Raw genomic sequence first — 20,572 nt, 5'->3', positions numbered from 1 at the left:
TGCCGGGGGCGGGCCGGTCAGAGCACCTCCCGGAGGGCCGCCGCGAAGGCGGCGGCGTCCGGGAAGCCGATCGCCGGCTGCTCGCGGAGGGCCTGGTCGACCACCTCGGCGAGGCGGCGCGGGAGGTGCGGCGCCACCTCCCGCAGCGGGGTGGCCGGGGTCTGCAGGACGACCTGCCACGGGTCGGTGCCGGGCGGGAAGGGGCGGGGGTAGCGTCCGGTCAGCATCCTGTAGAGGCAGGCGGCCAGTCCCCAGACGTCGACCTCCGGGGTGGCGTAGCGGAAGTTGACGATCTGTTGGCGGGGCATGCAGGAGGGCTTGCCGGCCGTGGTGCCGGTGCGGGTCAGGCCGCTGAGGCCCGCCTGGTCGAAGGCCTTGGCCAGGCCGAAGTCCGCCACCTTCGCCACCGGTCGGCCGTCCGGCCCGTGGTCGAGCAGCAGGTTGCCCGGGCTGAGGTCGCGGTGGACCACGCCGGCCGCGTGGGCGTGGGCCAGTCCCGCCAGCGCCTGGAGGGCGAGCGGTACGGCCTCGTCCGCCGGCAGTCGCCCGCCGCGTCGGCCCAGCAGGTCCTCGACGCTGCCGCCGCGGCAGTACTCGAGGGTGAAGAAGAAGGTGCCGCCGGCGAACCCGACCTCGTGCAGGGTGACGATGTTCGGGTGGTGCAGGGTGCGGGTGACGGCGACCTCGCGCAGGAACAGGGCCCGCGCCCGGGTGCTGGCCGCCACCTTGGGCAGCATCAGTTTCAGTGCCACCTCCCGGCCGGTCCCCCGGTGGCGGGCCAGGTGGACGGTGCCCATCCCGCCCCGGCCGAGCTGGGCCGACAGCTCGTAGTCGGCGAGCGAGGCGACCGCCCCGCCGCCCTGGCGGGCCAGCGCGAGCAGTTGCCGCAGCACCATGCCGGGCTCGGCCCGGCAGGTCGCGCAGACGTAGCTGCCGTCCCGGCCGTCGGCCTCGTCCGCCGTGTCCCGGCCGCAGGCGGCGCAGCGGGCCGGTCGCAGGCGCAGGGTGGGGGCGGACCGGCCGACCCGGAAGACGGTGTCGCCGATCCGGATCTCGTCGCCGTCGGCCAGGTCGTGCTCGGGGAGGTCGAGTGCCGCGCCCTCCTCCGGGCTCTGGTTCCGGGCGCGCTGACCGATCTTCCTCCCGTTGACGTACGTCCCGTTGAGGCTGCCGAAGTCGCGGATCCGGATGTCGGGCGGGTTGATGTCGAGCAGGCAGTGGTGCCGGGAGACGGTGCGGTGGCGCTCGTCGTCCGGCAGTCGCGGCATGCACTCGGCGGCGCGGCCGAGCAGGCAGGTGGTGCGCTCGGTGAAGACGTGCTCGTCGCCGGTCCCAGGGCCGCCCACCTGGTGGAGGACGACCGTGGCCTCGCTCATGCGGGCCGCCCCGGGCCCTGCTCCGCCATCCGTGTCAGGTGCCGCTGCGCCTTCGCCGATCCCCGTCGGGCGGCCTGCCGGTACCACTCGGCGGCCCGCTCGGGCGAGCCGGCCTCCAGCAGTTCGCCGAGGTTGAGCATGCCCATCGGCTCGCCCGCCTCGGCCGAGCGACGGAACCACTCCTGGGCCTCGGCCACCCGGTCGCTGTAGCGCAGGACGGTGCCCAGGTTGTTCATCGCCTGCGGGTGCCCCTCGTCGGCGGCCCGCCGGTACCAGAGCTCGGCCTCGGGCTCGCGTCCGGCATCCTGCACCAGGTACGCCAGCGAGTACATCGCCTCCGCGTTCTTCTTGTCGGCGGCGGCCCGCAGCCACCGCTCGGCCTCGGCGGTGCGGCCCGCCTCGGACAGCAGCACGCCCAGGATGTACGCGGCCTGGTCCTCGCCCTGTTCCGCCGCTCCGCGGAACCACCGCTCGGCGTCGGCCAGGCGGTTCTCGTCGACGGCGCGGAAGCCGGCGCCGACCATGGCGGGAGCGCAGTCGAGTTCGGCGGCGCGCTGCTGCCAGGACGCGGCCTCGGCGGCCCGGCCGGCCTTCCCCAGCACCACGGACAGGTTGTGCATGGCCAGCGGTTCGCCGAGCTCGGCGGCGCGGCGGAACTGCTGTTCGGCCTCGGCGTCACGGCCCTCGTCGAGCAGCCGGGCCCCCAGACGGATCAGGGCCTCGGCATCGCCGGACCGGGCCTGCCGTTCCTGCCGGGCGACCCGGCTGTCCAGCCCCGGGTCGCCGCTCAGCTCCATGATCGCCCGGGTCAGCGGCGCCAGGTCGCTCCCGGCCTTCCCGGACGCCTTCGCGGACGCCTTCTCGGACGCCTTCTTGCTGCGCTTACGGCCGAACCACACGACGGCCTCCCCTCTCTCCTCGACGCTCCCGTCATGATTGCCGACGGACCGCCAGCTCCCAGTCCAGGCACCAGAGTTGAACGGAACCGTCACCGCGGACGCACACCGCCGAGCCGCCGTCCGGGCCCGGTTCGACCCCGGAGAAGCCGGCCGGACGGCCGGCCAGCACCCGCAGGCAGCGGCCGGTGCCGAGCTCCCAGACCCGCAGCGCGCCGTCGTCCTCGCCGAGCGACAGCACGAACCGCCCGTCCGGGCTCAGCCGGAGCGCCCCGGTGCCGCCCGGCTGGTCGTCGAGGACCCGCAGACAGGCCCCGGTGCGCAGGTCCCAGACCCGGATCGCGCGGTCCTGGCCGCAGCCGGAGAGCAGCACTCCGCGGTCGGCGTCGACCAGCAGCTCGGTCACGGTGGCGGTGTGGCCGTGGAACTCCCGCAGGCGGCGGCCGGTGGGGACGTCCCAGAGCCCGATGGAGTGCTTCGGGCCCGCGGTGACGGCGGTGCGCCCGTGGGGGGAGAGCCAGAGCGCGGGCCCCCAGAGGTTGGGCCCCCGGCCGTGGTCGCCCTCCAGGGTCCGGCGACAGGCGCCGGTGGCCGTCTCGAACAGCCGGATCCCGTCGTCCGCGCCCCGGGCCAGGACGAACCGCCCGTCCGCGGTGAACGAGGCCGTCCCCGCGCCCAGGACGAGCCGGGCCGAGCTGAGCCGGGCACCGGTCGCCGCGGACCAGGCGCCCAGGGTCCCGTCGCCGCCCGCGAACAGCACCGTCCGGCCGTCACCGGTGAAGCGGAGCCTGCCGTGCACCCGTGACAGGCCCTCGATCAGCGGCCCGCGCTCACCGGTCTCCGCACCGAGCAGCTGGATGCCCCCGGACACCCGGACGGCCACCGTCCGGCCGTCCGGCGCCAGGGCCGGCGCGCCCCAGGCGCCTTCGTACAGCACCCGGGCGGGCCAGGCCGCCCGCAGTCCGGTGCGGGTCACCCGCCGGTCGCGGGCCAGCTCCTGCCAGGCGGTCAGCACCCGGGGATCGCGCTCGTGGCCGGGCAGGGCCCGGGCCCGGCTCAGCAGGTCGAGGGCGGCGGCGCACCGGCCGGCCGCGTGCTCCCGCCCGGCCCGCTCGACCAGCGCGGCCAGCCGGCTGCTCAGGTCGTCCAGCTCGGCATGCCGCCGGGGGCGGCTGAGCCGGGCCGCGGCCGGGTGGGGCTCGGGCAGCGGCCAGCGCCGGGCGGTGCCGTCCCGCCCGGCGGAGAGCAGGTGCCTGCCGTCGGCCAGGAACACCACGGCGTCGACGTGGCCCCGGTGCCCGCGGAAGGTGCGCAGGCACCGGCCGGTGTCCGGTTCCCAGAGGCGGACCGCGCCGTCCAGGCCCCCGCCGGCCAGCAGCCGCCCGTCGGGGCTCAGGGCGAGGCGGTGCCCGGCTCCGTGGCCGGCGGCGATCTCCGCGTCGGGGCCCGGGCCGTGCACCCGGAGCCGGTCGCCGACGGCGGCGGCCACGGTGCGGCCGTCCCGGCTGAGGCAGCACGGTTCGTGCACGTAGCGGCGCTCCAGCAACGGGGTCTGTTCACCGGCGCCAGCTGGATCGCGCACCGCGACCACTCCCTCGGGGCCGTCGAAGACCAGCAGCCGGCCGTCCGGCGTCGCCTCTACGGTGCCGCCCGAGAAGCCGTCCAGGATGAAGCGGGCCCGGCCGGTCGTCAGCTCCCAGCCCAGGACCGTGCCGTCGCTGGTGCCGCCGACCACCAGGCCCGCCTCGGCGAGCAGCCGCAGCGAGCGGACGGTGGTGCTGCCGGACCGGTAGTACGGGGTGAAGACCCGTAGGCAGCGGCCGTCGCCGAGGTCGAACAGCCGCACCAGGCCGTCGGAGCCGACGCCCACGGCCCGCCGCCCCTCGGCGTCCAGGTCCACCGTGTGCCGCAGCTCGTCCAGCTCCCGCAGGCACCGGCCGGTGGCCACCTCCCAGAGCTTGACGCCGCCGTCGCAGGCCGTGAGCGCGAGCCGGCCGTCGGGGGTGGGCCGGATCTCGATGTCGGGTGCCGCCCGCCGGGTCCGGCCACCGTCCCAGGGCGAATCCGTCCAGCGCTCGTACTCGTACCAGGGCACGGTCCAGGTGGTCGGCTCGGCGGCGGGGCCGACGGCGCCGCGTTCGCGCTGCACCGCGTCGATCAGCGGCCCCAGCCCCGCGGCGCCGCCGTCCGCCCTGGCCGCGTCCAGGGCGGCGAGCAGGTCCTCGTCGGTGAGGCCGCCCTGCCGCCAGTGCATCAGCCCGGAGTTGTAGGTCGCCTCCGGGTGGCGCGGGTCGGCGGCCAGGGCCGCGCCGAAGGCGGCTTCGGCCTCCGGCGCGCGGCCCAGGTCCAGCATCGAGACGGCCCGGTTGTTGAGCTCGTCGGCGCGCAGCTCGGCCTCGCGCGGCTCGCCGCGGTCGATCGCCCGCCCCGTCAACTGAAGGTGGATGTCGGCGAGTTCGTCGGCCACCTCGGCCATCGAGGCGGGCCGGTCGGCCGGGCGCTCGCGCAGGCAGCGGGCCAGCAGCTCGGCGACCGGCTCCGGCAGCGGCGGCGGGCCATCCGCTTCCGGACGCCCGGTCGGGCCGTACGACCCGGGCCCGCGACCGCCACCCGCCCGGTAGGAGGCCAGCGCCTCGCCGACCACCGGGCCCATCAGCCAGGTCACCTCACCGGTGAACAGCTCCACCACCGACACCGCGAAGCTGTAGAGGTCGGTGCGGTGGTCCAGCGGTTCGCGCCTGGCCTGCTCCGGCGAGGCGTACGCCATGGTCATCCCGCCGCCGGACACCCGTTCACCGCCCGTGGCCCGCGCCTGGGCCAGCCCGAAGTCGGTGACCTTGGCGGTGCCGTCCAGGTCCAGCAGGACGTTGGCGGGCTTGACGTCCTGGTGCACCAGGCCGCGTCCGTGCGCGTGCCGCAGGCCCCAGGCGGCCTCCACCGCCAGGCGCAGGATGCGGGCCGTGGACTCGGCGGGGCCGCCCGCGTAGAGCCGCCGGTCGTCGATCCACTCCCGCAGGCTGCCGCCCGGCAGGTACTCGGCGAAGACCCGGGGCAGCCCGTCCAGGACGCGGACGTAGTGGCAGCCGCAGACGTGCGGGTGCAGGCCGAGCGACACCCAGGTCTCGGCCTCCCGGACGAACCGCTCCTGCTGCTCCGGCGTGCCGAACAGCTCGGGGCGCGGGCACTTCACCGCCAGGTCAACGTCCCACTCCAGGTGCCGCACCCGGTAGACCACGCCCATGCCGCCCTCGGTGTGCACCCGCAGCACCCGGTACTGGTCGGCGACCACCTCGCCGACCGACCAGGGCGCCGGAACCCCGACGGCCGGTCCGGGCACCTCAGGCGGCCCGGTACGGCGGCAGCGCGGCGAACGCCGGTGCCACCACGGCCGTCCGGCACACCGTCCGGGCCCAGGCCCGGGCCAGCGAGAGGGCGTGCCTCGGGAACATCGGGTCCCAGTCGGCGGCGTGGCTGCGCTCGTACGGCAGCTCCGGGTCGTACGGGTGGCCGCCGCTGTCCGTCCCCGCCGGGTCGAGCCTGAGGCGCACCATCGACTCGCGGACGCCGGTGACGCCCGACTCCTGGAACTGACCGGTCAGCACGGCGGTGACGGTCGACCTGGCGAGCAGGAACGAACCCCGGAACCGGAAGCCGGTGCGAGAGCCGGGCAGCCGTTCGGACACCAGGGTGTAGAGCGCCGGAACACCGCCCAGCGACACCGCCGCCGCCTCCAGCAGCGATCCGCCGGCCGCGGCGTGGCCGCGCGCCAGGGTCACCCGCAGCGCCTCGATTCCGTCCAGCCAGACGGGGGCGGGCGGCAGCGCCTCGCGCACGCTCAGCACCACCACGTCGTTCCAGGTGTCCGGGACGAACCACCGGCCCTCGTCGAGCGGTTCGAGGCCGGCGGTGTCGAAGGCCACCGGGAGCGGGAGCGGAGTTGATGGGGACACGATCGGAAGCTAACACGCGGCCCTGTCAACCGTCAGGCATGCTCCGATTTCTGATACATCCTCAGATTCTCCCCGGTACGTATTCGTGACAGTGGCCCGATCCGGCACCGGACCTGGGCGAACCGCCCGCGCGCGGCCCTCCACGACCTATGATGCGAGCGATCCGGTTCGACACGTGTTGTCGCGTTGTCACGCCGTCGGGTACGTCGTGAACAAGCCAGGTGGGGGACGATGGTGGACATGTGGGAGGTGCTGGAGCCGGCCGTCGCCCGGGTCTGGCCGAAGGTGCCCGACAGCCTGTCCGAGGCCGAGCGCGAGCGTCTGGAGGCGGAGGTCCTGGTGGCGCTGCGCGCCCTGGAGACCGCGCGCGGCGGTGCGCCGTCAGCCGGGACCGAAGGGGCCGACGGGGCCGATCCCGTCGAGGAGGCCGCCCAGGCGGTGGCCGCCGCCTTCGAGGCCTACCCGCCGCTGGGCGACCTCCTCGTCGCCGCGTTCGACGCGCTCGTCGACGGCCAGGAGCGCTTCGGCCCGGACGCGCCCCCGCCCTCCTGGGGCACGGCGCTGCGCTCGCTGCTCGTCCCCGTCCTCTACGCCACCGACCGCGCGCCGGCCGGCGGGAGCGGCACCAGCGCGGCCTACGGCGGCGCCCGCGGCCAACTCTCCTACGGGGAAGCCGTGGTGAGCGTCCCCGACGACCACCGCATCGGCTCCGTCGAGAAGCCCCGCTGGTGGCGGCTGCGGTTCCGCACCAACCCGGCCCGGGACACCCAGCTCGGCGACGTCAACCCGCTCACCGCCGCCGGGTTCGCCGAGCGGGCCCGGGGCCACCACCCGCCCCAGGACGGCGAAACCCCCCGATCGGCACTGGTGTTCGTCCACGGCTACAACGTCTCCTTCGCCGACGCCGCCGTCCGCGCCGCCCAGATCGCCTACGACCTGAACTTCACCGGCCTCCCCATGCTGTACAGCTGGCCGTCCAAGGCCTCCGTCACCGACTACGCGGCCGACGGCAACGCCGCCCGCCGGGCCGTCCCGTACTTCCAGGAGTTCCTGCGGCACGTGCTGACGGACACCGGCGTCGACGAACTGCACGTCGTCGCCCACAGCATGGGCAACCGGGTGGTCGTCGACGCGCTGGCCGACCTGGACACCACCGCGCTCCCCGAGGGCGCGGGCCGGCTCGGGCAGGTCGTCTTCACCGCGCCCGACGTCGACGCCGAGGTGTTCCGCCAGCTCGTGCCCCGGATCGTCAACCAGGCGAGCGGCTGCACCCTCTACGTCTCCGCCAACGACCGCGCGCTCGCCGCCTCCCGCCTCCTCGCCGAACACCCCCGGGCGGGCCAGGCCGGCCCGGGCGTGGTGGTCGCACCCGGCCTGGACACCGTCGACGTCTCCGAGCTCGACACCGGCCTGACGGGCCACTCCTACCCGGGCGACCACCGGTCCGTCCTCTCCGACCTGTACGGGCTGCTGCGCCACGGCCACCGGCCGTCCCAGCGCTACGGGCTGGGACGGGTCCCGCACCCGGACGGCGCGTACTGGGCCTTCCAGCCGTAACGATCCTCGCGAATCCTCCCCGGCAGCACGACTTCCCCCTCTCCGACGAGCGAGCACACAGGGCATGGCGACGACGAACCCCGCACCGCGAACGACCCACTTCCTGGACAGCTACCCCTTCCGGTGGACCGACCCCGGCGCCGTCGAACTCCGCGACCTGCTCGCCTCCGTCCACTTCCGGGTCAACCCGGTGCTGGAGCTGGCCCAGCAGGCGGGCATCGCCCCGGCCGAGGTCAACTGGGACCAGCCGATGTCCCTGGTCTGGTTCGACCTCATCACCGTCGCCCGGAAACAGGAGAAGCTCCGCCCGCTGCTCGACCGGATCGCCGCGGGCCCCGACCAGGCGCTCGCCGCCCGCATCCGCGAACTGCTCGCCGCCCGGCCCGTACTCCCCGCCCCCGAGCCGGAGCTCCCGTCGAGCACCTGGGCCGCCTTCCGGGACCCGGACGAGCTGGAACGCCAGATCTTCCGCGCCTCCGGGTTCCAGGACGTCGCGTTCCTGCGCCGCGGCGCCGAACTCGCCACCGCCGTCTGCCGCCTGCTGGTCACCCACGCCGACGGCCAGTCCTGCTACGGCACCGCCTTCCGGATCGGGCCCGACCTCCTGCTGACCAACCACCACGTCCTGTACTCCGACGGCCGGCCCGCCGAGGCGGTCGAGGCCTGGTTCGGCTACGAGCAGGACCTCGACGGGCGGGAGCTCAGGTACCGCACCGTCCGCTGCGCCCCCGCCACCGCCGTCGGCCGGCCCGAGGGCGACTGGGCCGTGATCCGCGCCGCCGAGCCCCTGCCCGAGGACGCCCTGGTGGTGCCGATCCCCGACCGGGCCACCGTCGCCGAGGGCGACCGGGTCTGCATCATCCAGCACCCGCACGGCCTGGTGAAGAAGCTCGCCGCCCGGCACAACGTCGTCCGGCACGTGGACGAGCAGGTCGTGCAGTACTGGACGGACACCGAGTACGGCTCCTCCGGCGCACCCGTCTTCGACGAGCGCTGGCGGCTGGTCGCCCTGCACCGGGGCCACGTCCGCATCGGGCAGCGGCTCAGCGCCTCGGAGTTCCGCAACGAGGGCCTCCGGATCGAGCGGGTGGCCGAGGGCCTGGCCGCCGCCGGGGTGAGGTGAGCCGGTGGCACTGCTGGACCTGCGCGCGTTCCCGAACGAGGACCCCAGAGCCGGGGAACTGCTCAGGGCCCTCATGTACACGTACGGCCTCCCGCAGCCGGCCCGGCAGGTCGTCGCCCGCGCCGGCATCGCCGAGGCCGAGATCGCCTGGCAGGGGGCGATGCTCGACGTCTGGCCGGACATCGTCGAGAAGGCCGCCGCGACCGGACGGCTGCGCAGGCTCGTCGAGGTCGTCGCCGAGGACCCGAACTCCCGGGCCGCCTCACCGGTGTTCGCGTACCTGCTCGCCGAGCAGCGCACCTCGCGACCCGCCGAACAGACCACCGACCCGTTCGGCCACGGGCTGATCAACGACCGGCAGCGCGCCTTCTTCGACCGGACGTCCCTCCGCTCCCGGCTGCGGGAGATGGTCCTCGACCGCGGCCACCGCGTGCTCACCGTCGAAGGCGGGCCGCGGACCGGACGGACCTTCACCTGGTTCCTCATCCACCACGTGCTCGCGAGCCAGGGGATCCACCCCTGCCGGATCCGGATGAGCGAGTACACCGAGCCGGTCCGGGTGGCCGAACTCACCGGATTCCTCAACGACGAGTTCCGGGAGTGGAGCGTGCAGATCGACCACCACTCCTCCGAGGACCAGCAGGCCGACCGGCTGGTCAGCCAGCTCAGGGGCCGGATGCGGGAGGAGCGGCGGTCCGTCCCGGCGCAGCCCCGGCACTGGCTCGTCTTCGACGACTCGGAGTCCGTCCGCTTCACCGAACCCGCCCTGCGCGCCGTCGTCCGGCTGGTGCAGGCGGTGGTCGAGGAGGAGATGGCGGACCGGCTGCGGATCGTGCTGCTCGCCTACGACGGCTGGCTGCCGCCGGACGTCGAGGGGTACACCGCCCGGGAACAGCTGGGCCCGATCGGCATCGAGGACCTCCACGACTTCTTCCGGACGGTCGCGGCGGAAGCCGGCCGCCCGATCGACGCCGACACCGCCCGCGGCCTCGCCGCCAAGGTGCTGAGCGAGACCGGCCACGACAGCTGCCTCCCCGACGGCCCGCTCCCCCTGACCACCGCGATCCAGCACACGGCCGCCGGCCTCGGCCGAAGCCTCTACCAGGGATGTTGACGACGGTGACCGAGACCCTCGCCCCGATGCCCGACGCCGTCTACCGTGAACGGACCGTCCTGCTGGGCGCGTTCACCGCCGAGAGCCTGGCGGCGACCACCCCGGGCGCGGACGCGGCCGAACCCGGCGCGCTCCTGCGGGACTTCCTCACCCAGGACTGCGAACGGGTCACCACCCGGGACGGCCGCCGCTGGCGGCTCACCCCCGAGGTCCGCAGCCACACCATCGAGACCCTGGGCCGTCCGGAACGCCTGCTGGCCACCCTCGCCACCGCACCCCGTACTGAGGGCGACGCCGCACGCGACTGGGCCGAACGGTTCCTCGCCGCGCGGAACCCGCCGCTGGAGGCACAGGACTTCGACGAGCTGTACGCGGCCCTCACCGTGGTCGGCTGGTTCCGCGACGCCCCCCGCGCCCGGGCCGCCCTCGCCGACCACGGACTCGACCTGCCGTCCGCCGACGAGGTGCAGCACCACCTCAAGCGGGCCCGGCTGCTGCAACCGCTCCAGGCCCTCGCCGACGAGAGCTTCACCGGACGGGAGGACGAACTCGGCACGCTGACCGACTACGTCGACGCCAAGAACGGGTACTCCCCCTGGCTCCTGGTGCACGGGCCGGGCGGCGTCGGCAAGTCCACGCTGCTGTCGCGCTTCCTCCTGGACCGCGCCGGAGCGGAGTCGGGAGCCCACGTCTACCTGACCTTCGAGCGTCCCGAACTGGCGCCGGAACGCCCGCTCACCGTCCTGGCCGAAGCCGTCCGCCAGGTCGCCCTGCTGGCACCGGCCATGCGCGAGCCGGCCGACGCCCTGGAGCACTCCCTCCGCCGCACCATCGCCGCCGACCTCCGGTCGGAGCGGGACCGCAGCTCCTCCTCCGGGCGCCGGACCTCACGCCGCCACGACACCGACGTGCTGCTCCACCGGGTCGGCACCTTCCTGGCGGCCTTCGGGACCGAGCACGGCGGCCGGGCGCCGCTGCTCGTCCTCGACACCTTCGAGCGGGTGCAGCGGCGCGGCCAGTACGCCCAGCGCCGCCTGCTGCAGGCCCTGGACGACCTGCGGTGGAGCTGCCCGAACCTGCGCGTCATCGTCGCCGGCCGCGCGCCCGTCGACGACCCCCGCTTCCGTTCCCTCCCGCTGGAAGGCTTCGACCCGCCGACGGCCCGCCACTACCTGCGCCGCCAGGTCGCCGAACTCGCCGGGCGCACCGACGAGGAACTCGACCTGGTCACCGACACCGTCGGCCGGAGCCCGCTCAACCTCAAGCTGGCCGCCGCCCTGCTCCGCCGCGAGGCCGACGCCCTGCGGGACCCGGCGCTGCACGACCAGCTCCGACGGAAGCTGGAGGCCGAGACCGTCCAGGGCGTGCTGTACCGGCGCATCCTCGACCACCTGGAGGACCCGGACCTGCGCCGCATCGCCAGCCCCGGCCTGATCGTCCGGAAGGTCACGCCGGAGGTCATCCGCCACGTCCTGGCCGAACCGTGCGGGCTCGGCGCCGTGGACGAGGATCGCGCGTGGGGCCTGTTCCACCGCTTCCGGGACGAGGTCTCCCTCGTCGAGGAGGTGCCGGGGCAGGACGCGGTCCTCCACCGGGCCGACGTGCGCGCCGTCATGCTGCCACTGCTCCGCCGCGACCACGCCGAGGTCGTGGAGCTGATCCACCGGCGGGCGGCCGCCCACTACGAGGACGCCGGCGACCGGGTCGAGGAGCTGTACCACCGGCTGGCCCTCGGCGAACCGACCGCCACCCTGGACGCCCGGTGGGAGGAGGAGGCGGGCCGGCTGCTGGAGCCGGCCAACGACGAGCTGCCGCCCTGTTCGCAGGTGTACCTCGCCGAGCGGATGGGGAACATCGTCTCCGCGGAGCTCCGGGCGCAGGCCGACGACCTGACCTGGCTCCGGCAGGCGGTGCGGGCCGGAGACCAGCTCCTCGTGGACGACCGCCCGGAGGAGGTGTTGGCACTCCTCCGGGAACGACCTCACATCCGGTCCTCCGGCTTGCGCATCAGGGCCCTTGCCATCCTGCACCGCTGGGACGAGGTGGACGCCTTGTCAGACGACATCCTCGCCGCCGACCCCACTCCGGTCACCGCAGCAGCGGTACTCACGCTGCGTGCCCACAGTGCCATGAGTCGTGGAGACTTCAGCTCGGCCCATGATCTACTCAACCAGGCCCTGCGGGCGGCAGACGTCATTCAGAACACAATGATCACTCTCGGGATCATTGTGACCCACCTGCGTCTGCACAGGGATGGCGGTTCCCTCGACTCACTTGACGCCCGGCAGCTGCGCGTCCGCGCACTCGCGCTCGTCGACGACCTGAACCTGCACGACGTCGCTCAGGATCCTGAACTCATCCGGCTCATTGCCGCCGAAGTCGGTGACGAAGCGCCCGAGTTGATCGCCCTCACCGCCCGGCAGTCCGGCGTCGGCCTATCCGACGGCGGCGACGCCGCCCTGCTCGAATCCCTCACCCCGGAGGAGCTCCAGGACTTCACCCGGGCCACCGGCGTCAACGTCTCAATCCCCACGGACGACGCCGACACCGAACCCTCGGGCCCCGCACTCACCAGCGTGGACTTCGGCGATGCCATCAACACCTACCTCGGCGCGGGAGGCAAACACGCCGAGGCCCTGAACAACGCCGTGGTGGAGAACCTCCGGCACGAGGTGGACTTCGCCTCGCCCTCCGCCCCCGCCCGCGACACCACCCACGACGCCGTCGTCCTCCTCCCCGGCCACATGGGCAGTTCGCTCCTCGACACCGAAACCGGCCGGCACGTCTGGGGCGACCTCAGACCCACCACCCTCCTCCGGCTGAGCCTCACCGACGACTCCTCGCTGCGCGTCACCCCCGACGAGCGGGCGGGCCGGACCGGCCGCCTGCGCCCCGACGGCCTGCTGCGCGCCCCGGCCTGGCTCTCGGCGCTCGGCGGCCTGGAGACCTACCAGCCCCTGCTGGACGCCCTGCACGCCACCGTCCTCCACGAGGACGCCGTCCTGCCGTTCCCCTACGACTGGCGGCTCTCCGCCGAGGTGAACGCCCGTCTGCTGGCCGAGGCCGCCCACCGCCACCTGGCGGCCTGGCGCGCGAGCCCGCACCGCCGTCGGGCGGGGGTGCCCGACGAGGAGCCCCGGCTGGTCTTCGTCGCCCACTCCACCGGCGGACTCGTCGCCCGGGCGGCGCTGGCGGCCGACTCCCGGCTGGCAGCGCTCACCCGCGACCTGGTCACCATCGCCACGCCCTTCCACGGCACCCCCGCGGTCGCCGAGATGCTGGGCGGCCGCCGCCGGTTCCTCCCGCGCCCGCTGTCCGGGCTGGCCGCCACCCTGCCGGGGGTGTACGACCTGCTGCCGACCTTCCGCTGCGTCGAGACCGACGACGCGCTGCGCCGGCTGGACCTCGACGACGTCCGCCGCCTCGGCGGCGATCCGGAGCTCGCCGCCGCCGCCATGGCGGCGCGGGCGGCGGAATCCCGAGCGGCCTTCCTCCCCCGCACCCGCGCCGTGGTCGGCATCGGCCAACCGACCGTGCAGGGCCTGCGGTCGGCCGGGGACGGCCTCGAACCGGTGCTGACGGCACCCCGCGCCCACGACGACGGCCGCCCGTACCGGAGCGAGTCCGGCGAGGCCGTCCGCTGGGACCGCGGCGGGGACGGCCTCGTCCCGCGCGACGCCGCCGCGCCCTCCGCCTCGAACGCCGTGCTGTTCGTGTCCGGCCGGCACGGCACCCTCTGCTCCGATCCGCACGTCCTGGAACTCGTCCGGTCCGTGCTCACCGACCGGCGGCCGGCCGCCGTCCGGCCCCGCCCGGTCAGCCACGCCCTTCAGCGTCCGGGCCTCGGCCTGTCCCTCCCCGAAAGGACCGCCCCGGGCCAGCCCTGGCCGCTCATGGTGCACGGCGCCTCGCCGGACGACGCCGCCTGCCGCATCACCGACGAGGCCACCGGGGCGACCGTCGCCACCCCCCGGCTGCTCCTCAGCGACGCGACCCTGGTCGCCGCCGTCACCCTCCCCCGCCCGGGCCTCTACCGGGTCACCGTCACCTCCGGCCCCGACCGCGTCAGCGACCTCCTCCTCACCACCGGCCCCGACTGACCTCACCGGCGGACGGGCGGCCGGAGCCCACAGCTCCAGCCGCCCGCTCCGCCGTTCCGCCTCCGGCGGGTGTCAGCCCGCCGAGGGGCGGCGGTCGGACCGCAGGCGCTCGGCGCCGTCCGAGCCGGGGTCCTGGAGCGTGTCGTCGGTGCCCATGACCTCGGGCACCGCGACCAGGAGTTCGTAGAGGAAGTCGTGGAAGCCCTCCGGTGTCGGCGCCGTGTGGGTCAGCGGGTAGACCCCGAACTGCAGGTAGTGCAGGGTCTTGCGCATCATCTGGGCCGGCGAGCAGACCGAGACGAGCGTGCCGAACTCCCCGTCCCTGAAGTACGAGGCGGCGACGAAGCACTCGTCGGCGGAGCCGTAGACGCCGGCCTCGCCCTTGTACCGCTCGTTGAGGTCGTCGCCGCGCACGGCCGGGGCCGGCACGCCGAGCTTCTCCAGGAACTCCCCGCCGGCCCGGCTGAGGCTGTTCTCGTCCTCCACTCCGAGGTGCCGGTGGCGGCTGCCGGGCACGTAGACCTCCACCGGCCGCCCGGCCTCCAGGTAGCCCCGGTAGAGCTCGTGGCCGCGCCGCAGCCGGGCCTCGAACTCCTCGCCCGGCACGGCCCGGTCGGCCAGCGGGTGCTGGGCGGCCACCTCGATCAGCACGCCCGGCAGGTGGCGCCGTGCCCGCATGAAGGCCTGGGCCGTGGAGAGCCGCTCGCGCCACCGCCCCGCTGCAGCAGGGGACAGGGCCGCCGTGTCACGTAAGTCCATCGCAGACCGCCTCACGATATCGTCCTCACTTCGCCGCGCTCCTCGACGATGGCCCAGGTCCGGTCGAAGTGCTTCCAGCAGGCGTCGATCAGACCGAAGTCCCGGGTCCCGCGCAGTTCCAGGGACGGGGTCTCCGGGGCCCGCGCCGGCGGCAGGGTCAGCGTGACCCATCCCCAGGTCCGGTCGCAGAGAATCATCGTGGACCGCAGGTGCGTGGTGAAGAACCCGATCTCGATCGATCCGGCGGCCGTGCTGCGCGCCCCGGCCTCGCGGACGATCGACCGCAGCCGGGCCTCCACCTCGCGCACCTCGGCCGCGATCGGCGAGCGCTGGTCCCACAGCGACTCGGACTCGTCGACGTCGGCGAGGAACTGCCCGTCGGGCGTCGGCACCAGGACGCGGATCCGGGAGCCGGCCGCGAGCGCCTTCGTCAGGTAGGGCGTCTGGATCTCGATCAGCCGCTTTCCGCTGGTGGACATGATCCCGATCGACGAGGCCTTCCCGAGGTTCTCGCTCAGGGCGTTGCCGGCCTGCCCGTCCACGCTGATCCGGGCCACACCGATCTGCGTCCCCGGGGCCACCAGGTTCTGCCATTCGGCGGAGAAGGTGTGCGCGATCGAATTGCCCTTGACCCAGCCGGGCTGGGGAGTGTGCCGGACCGCCAGCCGCAGCGCCCTGGTGACGTCGTTGCGCAGGTCGGCGACGGTGCGCCAGGACCTCCAGAGCCGCTCGCGCCGCACCTTCTCGCGGAAGTCGGCCAGCCGCTGCGCGTCCTCGGGCGTCGGCTGCCAGCTGTCGGTGTGCAGTTCGACGGGGTCGGCGTGGACGAACACCAGGATGGGCTTGTCCAGCGAGCGGGCGTGGTCGTACTCCCGTTCCGTGAAGCTGACGGTCCCCGCGCCGACGTCCCCGTACCGCGCTCCGAGGATGAGGACGAGGTAGTCGCAGTCGTTGATCACCCGCTCGACGACCTCCCAGGCGCCCTCCGCCCGCGCGTCGAACAGTTCCATGCCGGAGGGGATGTACCCCTCCTTGACCAGCTCGTCGATGACGGCCTCGCGGTGCTGCTTCAGGTCCAGGCTGGTCGAGCTCACGAACACCTGGTAGCGGCGCTCGTCAGGGGCGGTGTCGGGCGGCGGCGCGGTGCCCGACGACGCCGGGGCTCCGGGGTGGGCGTCGGACTCCGCCGGCCCGTAGTAGTTGAAGTTGTTCGTCACCGAGCTGCGCGGGCCGATGGCGTTGCCGGCGACGTCGGCCCCGGCACCGACCCCGCCGCCCCGCACCTCCACGTGCTCGGCCGGCCGCTCGGGCTCTCCCGGGTCCTGCGGCCTGCGCCGCCGGAAGCGCGACCCCGGCATCAGCCGGCCACCTCGCCGCCCTCGCCCAGCGCGTTCCCGGCGACATCGCCCCCCGCGGCCACCGCTCCCTCGCCCTCGGCCGACACGGCCCGCCCCGGCCCGGGCACCCCGCGCGGGGCCGGCAGCGCCCCCGTGACCCTGCTGTCGGCGCCGATCGCGTTGCCCGTCACGCTCCCCCCGGCGGCGACGGCACCGCGTCCGCCGGCCCGGACGGCGCCGCCGTCGTCCTGCCCGCCGCGCCGCAGCGCGTACACCGAGGCGACGAGCCCGGCGAGTCCGACGACCGCCCCGACGACGGCGCTCGCCCGCTCGACCCCGGCGGCGTCCCCGAGCACCGCCCACAGCGCGAGCGCGACCGCAACACCCGTACAGGCCGAGGCCGTTGACCAAAACAGCAGGCGCATGTGCGATGCCCTCCATCACAGCGACAACCCGGTGAGACCGTAGTACCCGGCCCCCGCTCGCACCACGCTCCGGAGGCACCTCGAACCGGGTCGCGCATCCGGCGACGGATACCACCGCGCCGCCCGGACCGGCTCCCGGTGCGCCGGGTGGCCCGTACGGGGTGCCCGGAAAGGAGGGTGCGCCGGGCGGCCGGGATTGGCGCGCCCGGCGTCTTCACACCATTCGGTCCGGAGGCCTCACCTTCCCGATCAACGCCTCCCCGAACGAGAGGATGCCCGCACATGGCAGCAACCATCACCGGCCGTCGCATCGCCAAGGTCGTCGCGGCCGTCGTCGTCGCGGTGGCCGCCGGGTGGACACCGGTTCCGGCACAGGCCCACAGCGCCCCCGCCCAGCCGCTACCGACCGTACCCGGCCCGCTCGCCGATGACTGGTACACCCAGTGGAAGAACACCACGGCCGATCCCGACGCACCGGTGAAAGAGACACGACCGAAACTGACCTGGCGTTCGGACCAGGACGTCCTCTGGCGGGGGTCCAACCGGACCCCCGAGGTCATCTTCGCCGACGGGCTGCGACCACAGGGGGAGAAGACACCCGAGGACCAGCGCCAGTACAACTGGGTCAGCCAGGTCGACCGTTCGACGCCCGAGACCGTGTTCTCGGGCACCTCACGGGACCAGAGTGTGGCAGTGGATTTCGGCGCCTGGATCTACGAGGTCCACGCACCCTGGGGAATCGACCAGGAGGCGTCCGGCACGTACACCACCATGTTCGGCCTGTACCGCGGCGAGCAGGAGATCACCTTCCCGGGCGGCATCAAGTCGCGGTTCATCAAGGACGCCTGCCCCAGGGACGGGGGCGCGTGCCAGTCGAACCCGCACTACGACCCCTCGGGCGCCGACAAGCCGCAGGACGTCGCGGCGGTCACGATCGACTGGGCCCGCCTGTGGCCCACCCAGGACGCCGGGGCTTTGCCGTGGGTCTCGGAGGAGGGGATCGCCTGGGCGGTGGGAACCGACACGCTGAACCCCTTCCAGGGTGAGGACGCCTTCCGGGAGGGCCTCAAGCCGCGGGTCGGGACGGCTCCGTGGCTGGGCCTGTTCAAGGAGCACGTCCTGAACAAGCCGACGCCGTCGGTGCTGGAGCACGGCTGGGAGGCCCTGGCCGTCGGCGCGGCCGTCCCGGGGTTCCGCGCGAAGTCGGACGCGGAGGAGCTGGTCAGCGAGGCCAAGGCGGGCGGCTGGGTCTACCAGCTCCTGGACACCGCGCACGGTTTCCGTACCGATCTCATGAACAAGCCGACCAAGGATCCGACGCCGGCCGAACCGGTGGAGTTCGGCTACGTGGGCGGGGTGCGCGGCGGCCTGCTGCTGACGGCCTGCCACTACCCGAAGGGGTCCACGGTCTCGGACCAGTGCTTCAAGAACCCGAACGCGGGCGCGAGCGCGACCACGAACACGCACGTGGTCGCGCCACTCGACCCGGTCGTCGCCCGCTGAGCACAGCGGGCCGTCCGAACGGCTCGGCCTGACGGCGCACGCTGACACCGCGCTGCCCGGGGGACCGTCGAACGCGGTCCCCCGGGCAGCGCGGTGTCAGCGGCCCGTAAAGTTAGCTTAGGCACACCTAATATCGAGGGCGCTTCGCCCTCGGCGCGGACAGCGGCGGCACGGACCTCACATCCCGACGCGCGCGGCCCGCTCCGGTGTGCCTGCCGGAGAGCTGCGAGAACGGGAGTGGAGATGCTGGGTGGCGGTCGGGACGCCAGACGTCCGCACGGGGAGCTGGTCGCGGACGTGCTGGCGGTGCTGTGGGCGGCCGGCGAGCCGCTGACCGCCCAGCAGGTCAAGGAGACCCTGAACCAGGGGCTGGCCCGCACCACCGTGGCGACGATCCTCACCCGCCTGCACGAGAAGGGCACCCTGGTCCGCTCCCGCCCCGGGCGGTCCTTCGCCTACGCCCCCGTGGAGGACGCCGCCGGACTGGCCGCCGGGCGGATGCGCCGGGAGCTGGAGAAGGAGCCCCAGCGCGACCTGGTGCTGAAGCGGTTCGTCTCCTCGCTGTCCGAGGACGACGAGGACGTCCTGCGCCGCCTGCTCCTCGACGCCCGCCCCGAGGCCGAGGCCACTGCCGGAGCAGCCGCCGAACCCGAGGACCGCGCATGAGCCTGGTCCTGGTGCTCGTCGCCCTGGCCCTGCTGGTCCCCTGGGCCGCGGTGCCGGCGGCCCGCCGCCTGGCCGTCCTGCTGCCGCCGCGCGAGGCCTCGTTCACCCTCGCCGGCGCGGCCGTCCTGCTGGCGGGCGGCACCGTCGCGGCCCTCGTCGGCCTGTTCCACGTCCCGTTCCTGGCGGGTCTGGAGCACCTGCCGCTGTCCCGCGTCCTCGCCCGGTGGCCCGCCGTGGTGCCGGTGTCGGGCGCCGCCGGGGTGCTGCTGGCCGTCCAGGCCGTACGGCTGGGGCTGCGGTGGCGGAGGCAGCGCGCGCTGCTGGCCCGCGCCTGGGAGTTGACCGGCGGCGCGACCAGCGACGGCGACCTGCTCGTGGTGGCGGGCGAGGAGGCGGAGGCCTTCGCCCTGCCCGCCCACCGGGGGCGTCCCGGCCGGGTCGTCGTCTCGGCCGGCATGCTCCGCGCGCTGGGGCCGACGGAGCGGGCGGTGCTGCTCGCCCACGAGCGCGCCCACCTGCGCGGGCGCCACCACCTGCTCTCGGCCGCGGCCGACCTCGCCGCCGCCGTCCACCCGGCGCTGGGCCGGCTGCGGGCCGACCTCGACTTCCACCTGGAGCGGTGGGCCGACGAGCAGGCCGCCCGCGCGGTCGCCGACCGGCGCACCGCCGCGACCGCCATCGCCCGGGCGGCCCTGGCCGGGTCGCCGTCCGTCCGCCACGCCACGGGCCCGCTGCTGTCGGTGAGCTCCGGTCCGGTGCCCCAGCGCGTCCAGGCGCTCCTGGGCCCCGCGCCCGCCCGGCCGACCGGCCACCGGGCGCGGGCCGCCGTCGCCCTGCTCGCGGCCGTCGCGGTCGCGGCCCTGCTCGGCGTGGGCCTGGCCTACGGGCTGCACGAGTACGTCGAGTACGCGGCCCGGGCCCTGCTGGCGCACGGCACCGTTTGACGACATCGATGTAGACCAACTGTTCGGGCCCGGGTATGGTGAGCCTCGGCTTGCGCGCGCGGGCCGTGCCGCCGTCGTCCGTCGACGGTCAGCCGTCCGTCGGGGACCGTGTCCACCCGGTCCCGGGGCCCGGCGCTCCCGTGCGGATGCCACCCCTGTGGCCCCCGGCCCGAGAACACGGCGGCCTTCCCGGACGATTGGACCTGCTGTGTACGACGGGAGGACGGGGTCGACGAGCCCCTTCGAACAGACCGTCTACCTCCTGTCGACGGCCGGCCGGGCGGCCGACCGCCTGCTGGCCGACCGCCTCGACTCGCGCGGGATGGGCCGCGCCCACCAGACGCTGCTGTCCGCACTCGCCCAGCTGGGGCCGCACGGGCGCCACGACCTCGTCGAGCGCGCCGCCGCGACCGGGACCGACGCCGACCAGGCGCTGGACGACCTGCTGTCGGCGGGCCTGGTGCACTCCATGGTCGTCCACATCGGCGGACGGCAGGAAGTGCTGACGATCACCCCGGCCGGGCAGGCGGCGCTGGACGTGCTGCACGAGGACGCCTCCGCCGTCCAGGAGGACCTGCTCGCCCCGTTGACGAAAGGCCAGCGCGCCGAGCTCAACTCCCTGCTGCGGCGGGTGTGCGCGGCGGCCGGCCGCGGCGCGGGACGCCGTACGCCCGCGCGGCCGGGCCCCCGCTGGGTGCTGACCGGCGGACAGCGCCGGAGGTGGGTCGTCGAGCAGGACGCCGCCGCCGGTGCGGCCGCGCGCCCGGACAGGGCCGCACCCGGCCGGTGAGAACGGCGCCGCGACCGGCGGGGCTCCCGTAG

The 20,572-nt window shown here is 74.8% G+C and carries 15 protein-coding genes; 8 read left to right on the top strand and 7 right to left on the bottom strand.

All coding sequences use genetic code 11. The features are described from left to right. Positions 1-17: 17 nt before the first annotated feature. The 4 genes from ACFY4B_RS26340 to ACFY4B_RS26325 are packed head-to-tail and all read right to left on the bottom strand — an operon-like array spanning position 18 to position 6,222. Positions 18-1,376, bottom strand: coding sequence for a protein kinase (locus ACFY4B_RS26340; protein ID WP_387971648.1), 1,359 nt, complete (start codon positions 1,374-1,376; stop codon positions 18-20). Next, positions 1,373-2,275 carry a tetratricopeptide repeat protein gene (locus ACFY4B_RS26335; RefSeq protein ID WP_387971645.1) on the bottom strand — a complete coding sequence of 301 codons (903 nt, stop codon included), beginning with the start codon at positions 2,273-2,275 and terminating at the stop codon, positions 1,373-1,375. The genes ACFY4B_RS26340 and ACFY4B_RS26335 overlap by 4 nt, the downstream gene beginning before the upstream one ends. Positions 2,276-2,306: 31 nt before the next feature. Then, on the bottom strand, positions 2,307-5,609 hold the full coding sequence (locus tag ACFY4B_RS26330; protein WP_387971642.1) for a WD40 repeat domain-containing serine/threonine-protein kinase: 3,303 nt from the start codon (positions 5,607-5,609) through the stop codon (positions 2,307-2,309). Between the two features lies 1 nt (position 5,610). After that, positions 5,611-6,222 carry a hypothetical protein gene (locus tag ACFY4B_RS26325; protein WP_387971639.1) on the bottom strand — a complete coding sequence of 204 codons (612 nt, stop codon included), beginning with the start codon at positions 6,220-6,222 and terminating at the stop codon, positions 5,611-5,613. 231 nt (positions 6,223-6,453) lie between these two features. On the opposite strand from ACFY4B_RS26325, the gene ACFY4B_RS26320 reads away from it, so the two are divergent. From ACFY4B_RS26320 to ACFY4B_RS26305, 4 genes are all read left to right on the top strand, one after another. After that, the gene (locus tag ACFY4B_RS26320; protein WP_387971636.1) at positions 6,454-7,779 is read left to right on the top strand and encodes an alpha/beta hydrolase; all 1,326 of its coding nucleotides are present in this window, start codon (positions 6,454-6,456) and stop codon (positions 7,777-7,779) included. Positions 7,780-7,843: 64 nt separating this feature from the next. After that, positions 7,844-8,902, top strand: a complete 1,059-nt coding sequence (locus ACFY4B_RS26315; protein WP_387971633.1) for a trypsin-like peptidase domain-containing protein — start codon at positions 7,844-7,846, stop codon at positions 8,900-8,902. Positions 8,903-8,906: 4 nt separating this feature from the next. Next, on the top strand, positions 8,907-10,016 hold the full coding sequence (locus ACFY4B_RS26310; protein ID WP_387971630.1) for an effector-associated domain EAD1-containing protein: 1,110 nt from the start codon (positions 8,907-8,909) through the stop codon (positions 10,014-10,016). 5 nt (positions 10,017-10,021) lie between these two features. Next, a complete protein-coding gene (locus ACFY4B_RS26305; protein ID WP_387971627.1) occupies positions 10,022-14,116 on the top strand; it encodes an AAA family ATPase in 4,095 nt (1,364 codons plus the stop codon). A gap of 72 nt (positions 14,117-14,188) precedes the next feature. Here the strand turns inward: ACFY4B_RS26305 and ACFY4B_RS26300 are convergent, their stop codons facing one another. From ACFY4B_RS26300 to ACFY4B_RS26290, 3 genes are read right to left on the bottom strand one after another with little or no spacing between them, the layout of a single operon-like run. Continuing rightward, positions 14,189-14,875: a hypothetical protein gene (locus ACFY4B_RS26300; RefSeq protein ID WP_387971625.1), complete on the bottom strand. Its 687-nt coding sequence runs from the start codon at positions 14,873-14,875 to the stop codon at positions 14,189-14,191. 11 nt (positions 14,876-14,886) lie between these two features. Beyond that, entirely contained in the window at positions 14,887-16,233 is a 1,347-nt protein-coding gene (locus ACFY4B_RS26295; protein WP_387971622.1) for a DUF4062 domain-containing protein, read from the bottom strand. Beyond that, positions 16,233-16,637: a hypothetical protein gene (locus ACFY4B_RS26290; RefSeq protein WP_387971619.1), complete on the bottom strand. Its 405-nt coding sequence runs from the start codon at positions 16,635-16,637 to the stop codon at positions 16,233-16,235. The genes ACFY4B_RS26295 and ACFY4B_RS26290 overlap by 1 nt, the downstream gene beginning before the upstream one ends. A gap of 282 nt (positions 16,638-16,919) precedes the next feature. Here ACFY4B_RS26290 and ACFY4B_RS26285 point away from each other — a divergent pair, with 282 nt between their 5' ends. The 4 genes from ACFY4B_RS26285 (at position 16,920) to ACFY4B_RS26270 (ending at position 20,540) form a co-directional block, all read left to right on the top strand. Beyond that, entirely contained in the window at positions 16,920-18,140 is a 1,221-nt protein-coding gene (locus ACFY4B_RS26285) for a hypothetical protein (RefSeq protein ID WP_387971617.1), read from the top strand. A gap of 243 nt (positions 18,141-18,383) precedes the next feature. After that, complete coding sequence (locus ACFY4B_RS26280) at positions 18,384-18,806, top strand: BlaI/MecI/CopY family transcriptional regulator (protein ID WP_074002949.1); 423 nt, start codon at positions 18,384-18,386, stop codon at positions 18,804-18,806. Beyond that, on the top strand, positions 18,803-19,750 hold the full coding sequence (locus ACFY4B_RS26275; RefSeq protein WP_387971614.1) for a M48 family metalloprotease: 948 nt from the start codon (positions 18,803-18,805) through the stop codon (positions 19,748-19,750). The genes ACFY4B_RS26280 and ACFY4B_RS26275 overlap by 4 nt, the downstream gene beginning before the upstream one ends. A gap of 208 nt (positions 19,751-19,958) precedes the next feature. After that, positions 19,959-20,540: a MarR family winged helix-turn-helix transcriptional regulator gene (locus ACFY4B_RS26270; protein ID WP_387971611.1), complete on the top strand. Its 582-nt coding sequence runs from the start codon at positions 19,959-19,961 to the stop codon at positions 20,538-20,540. Positions 20,541-20,572: the final 32 nt, after the last annotated feature.

This window comes from Kitasatospora sp. NPDC001261, from assembly GCF_042896795.1.
Classification (GTDB): Bacteria; Actinomycetota; Actinomycetes; order Streptomycetales; family Streptomycetaceae; genus Kitasatospora.
This window is presented reverse-complemented; position numbering and strand designations above follow the sequence as displayed.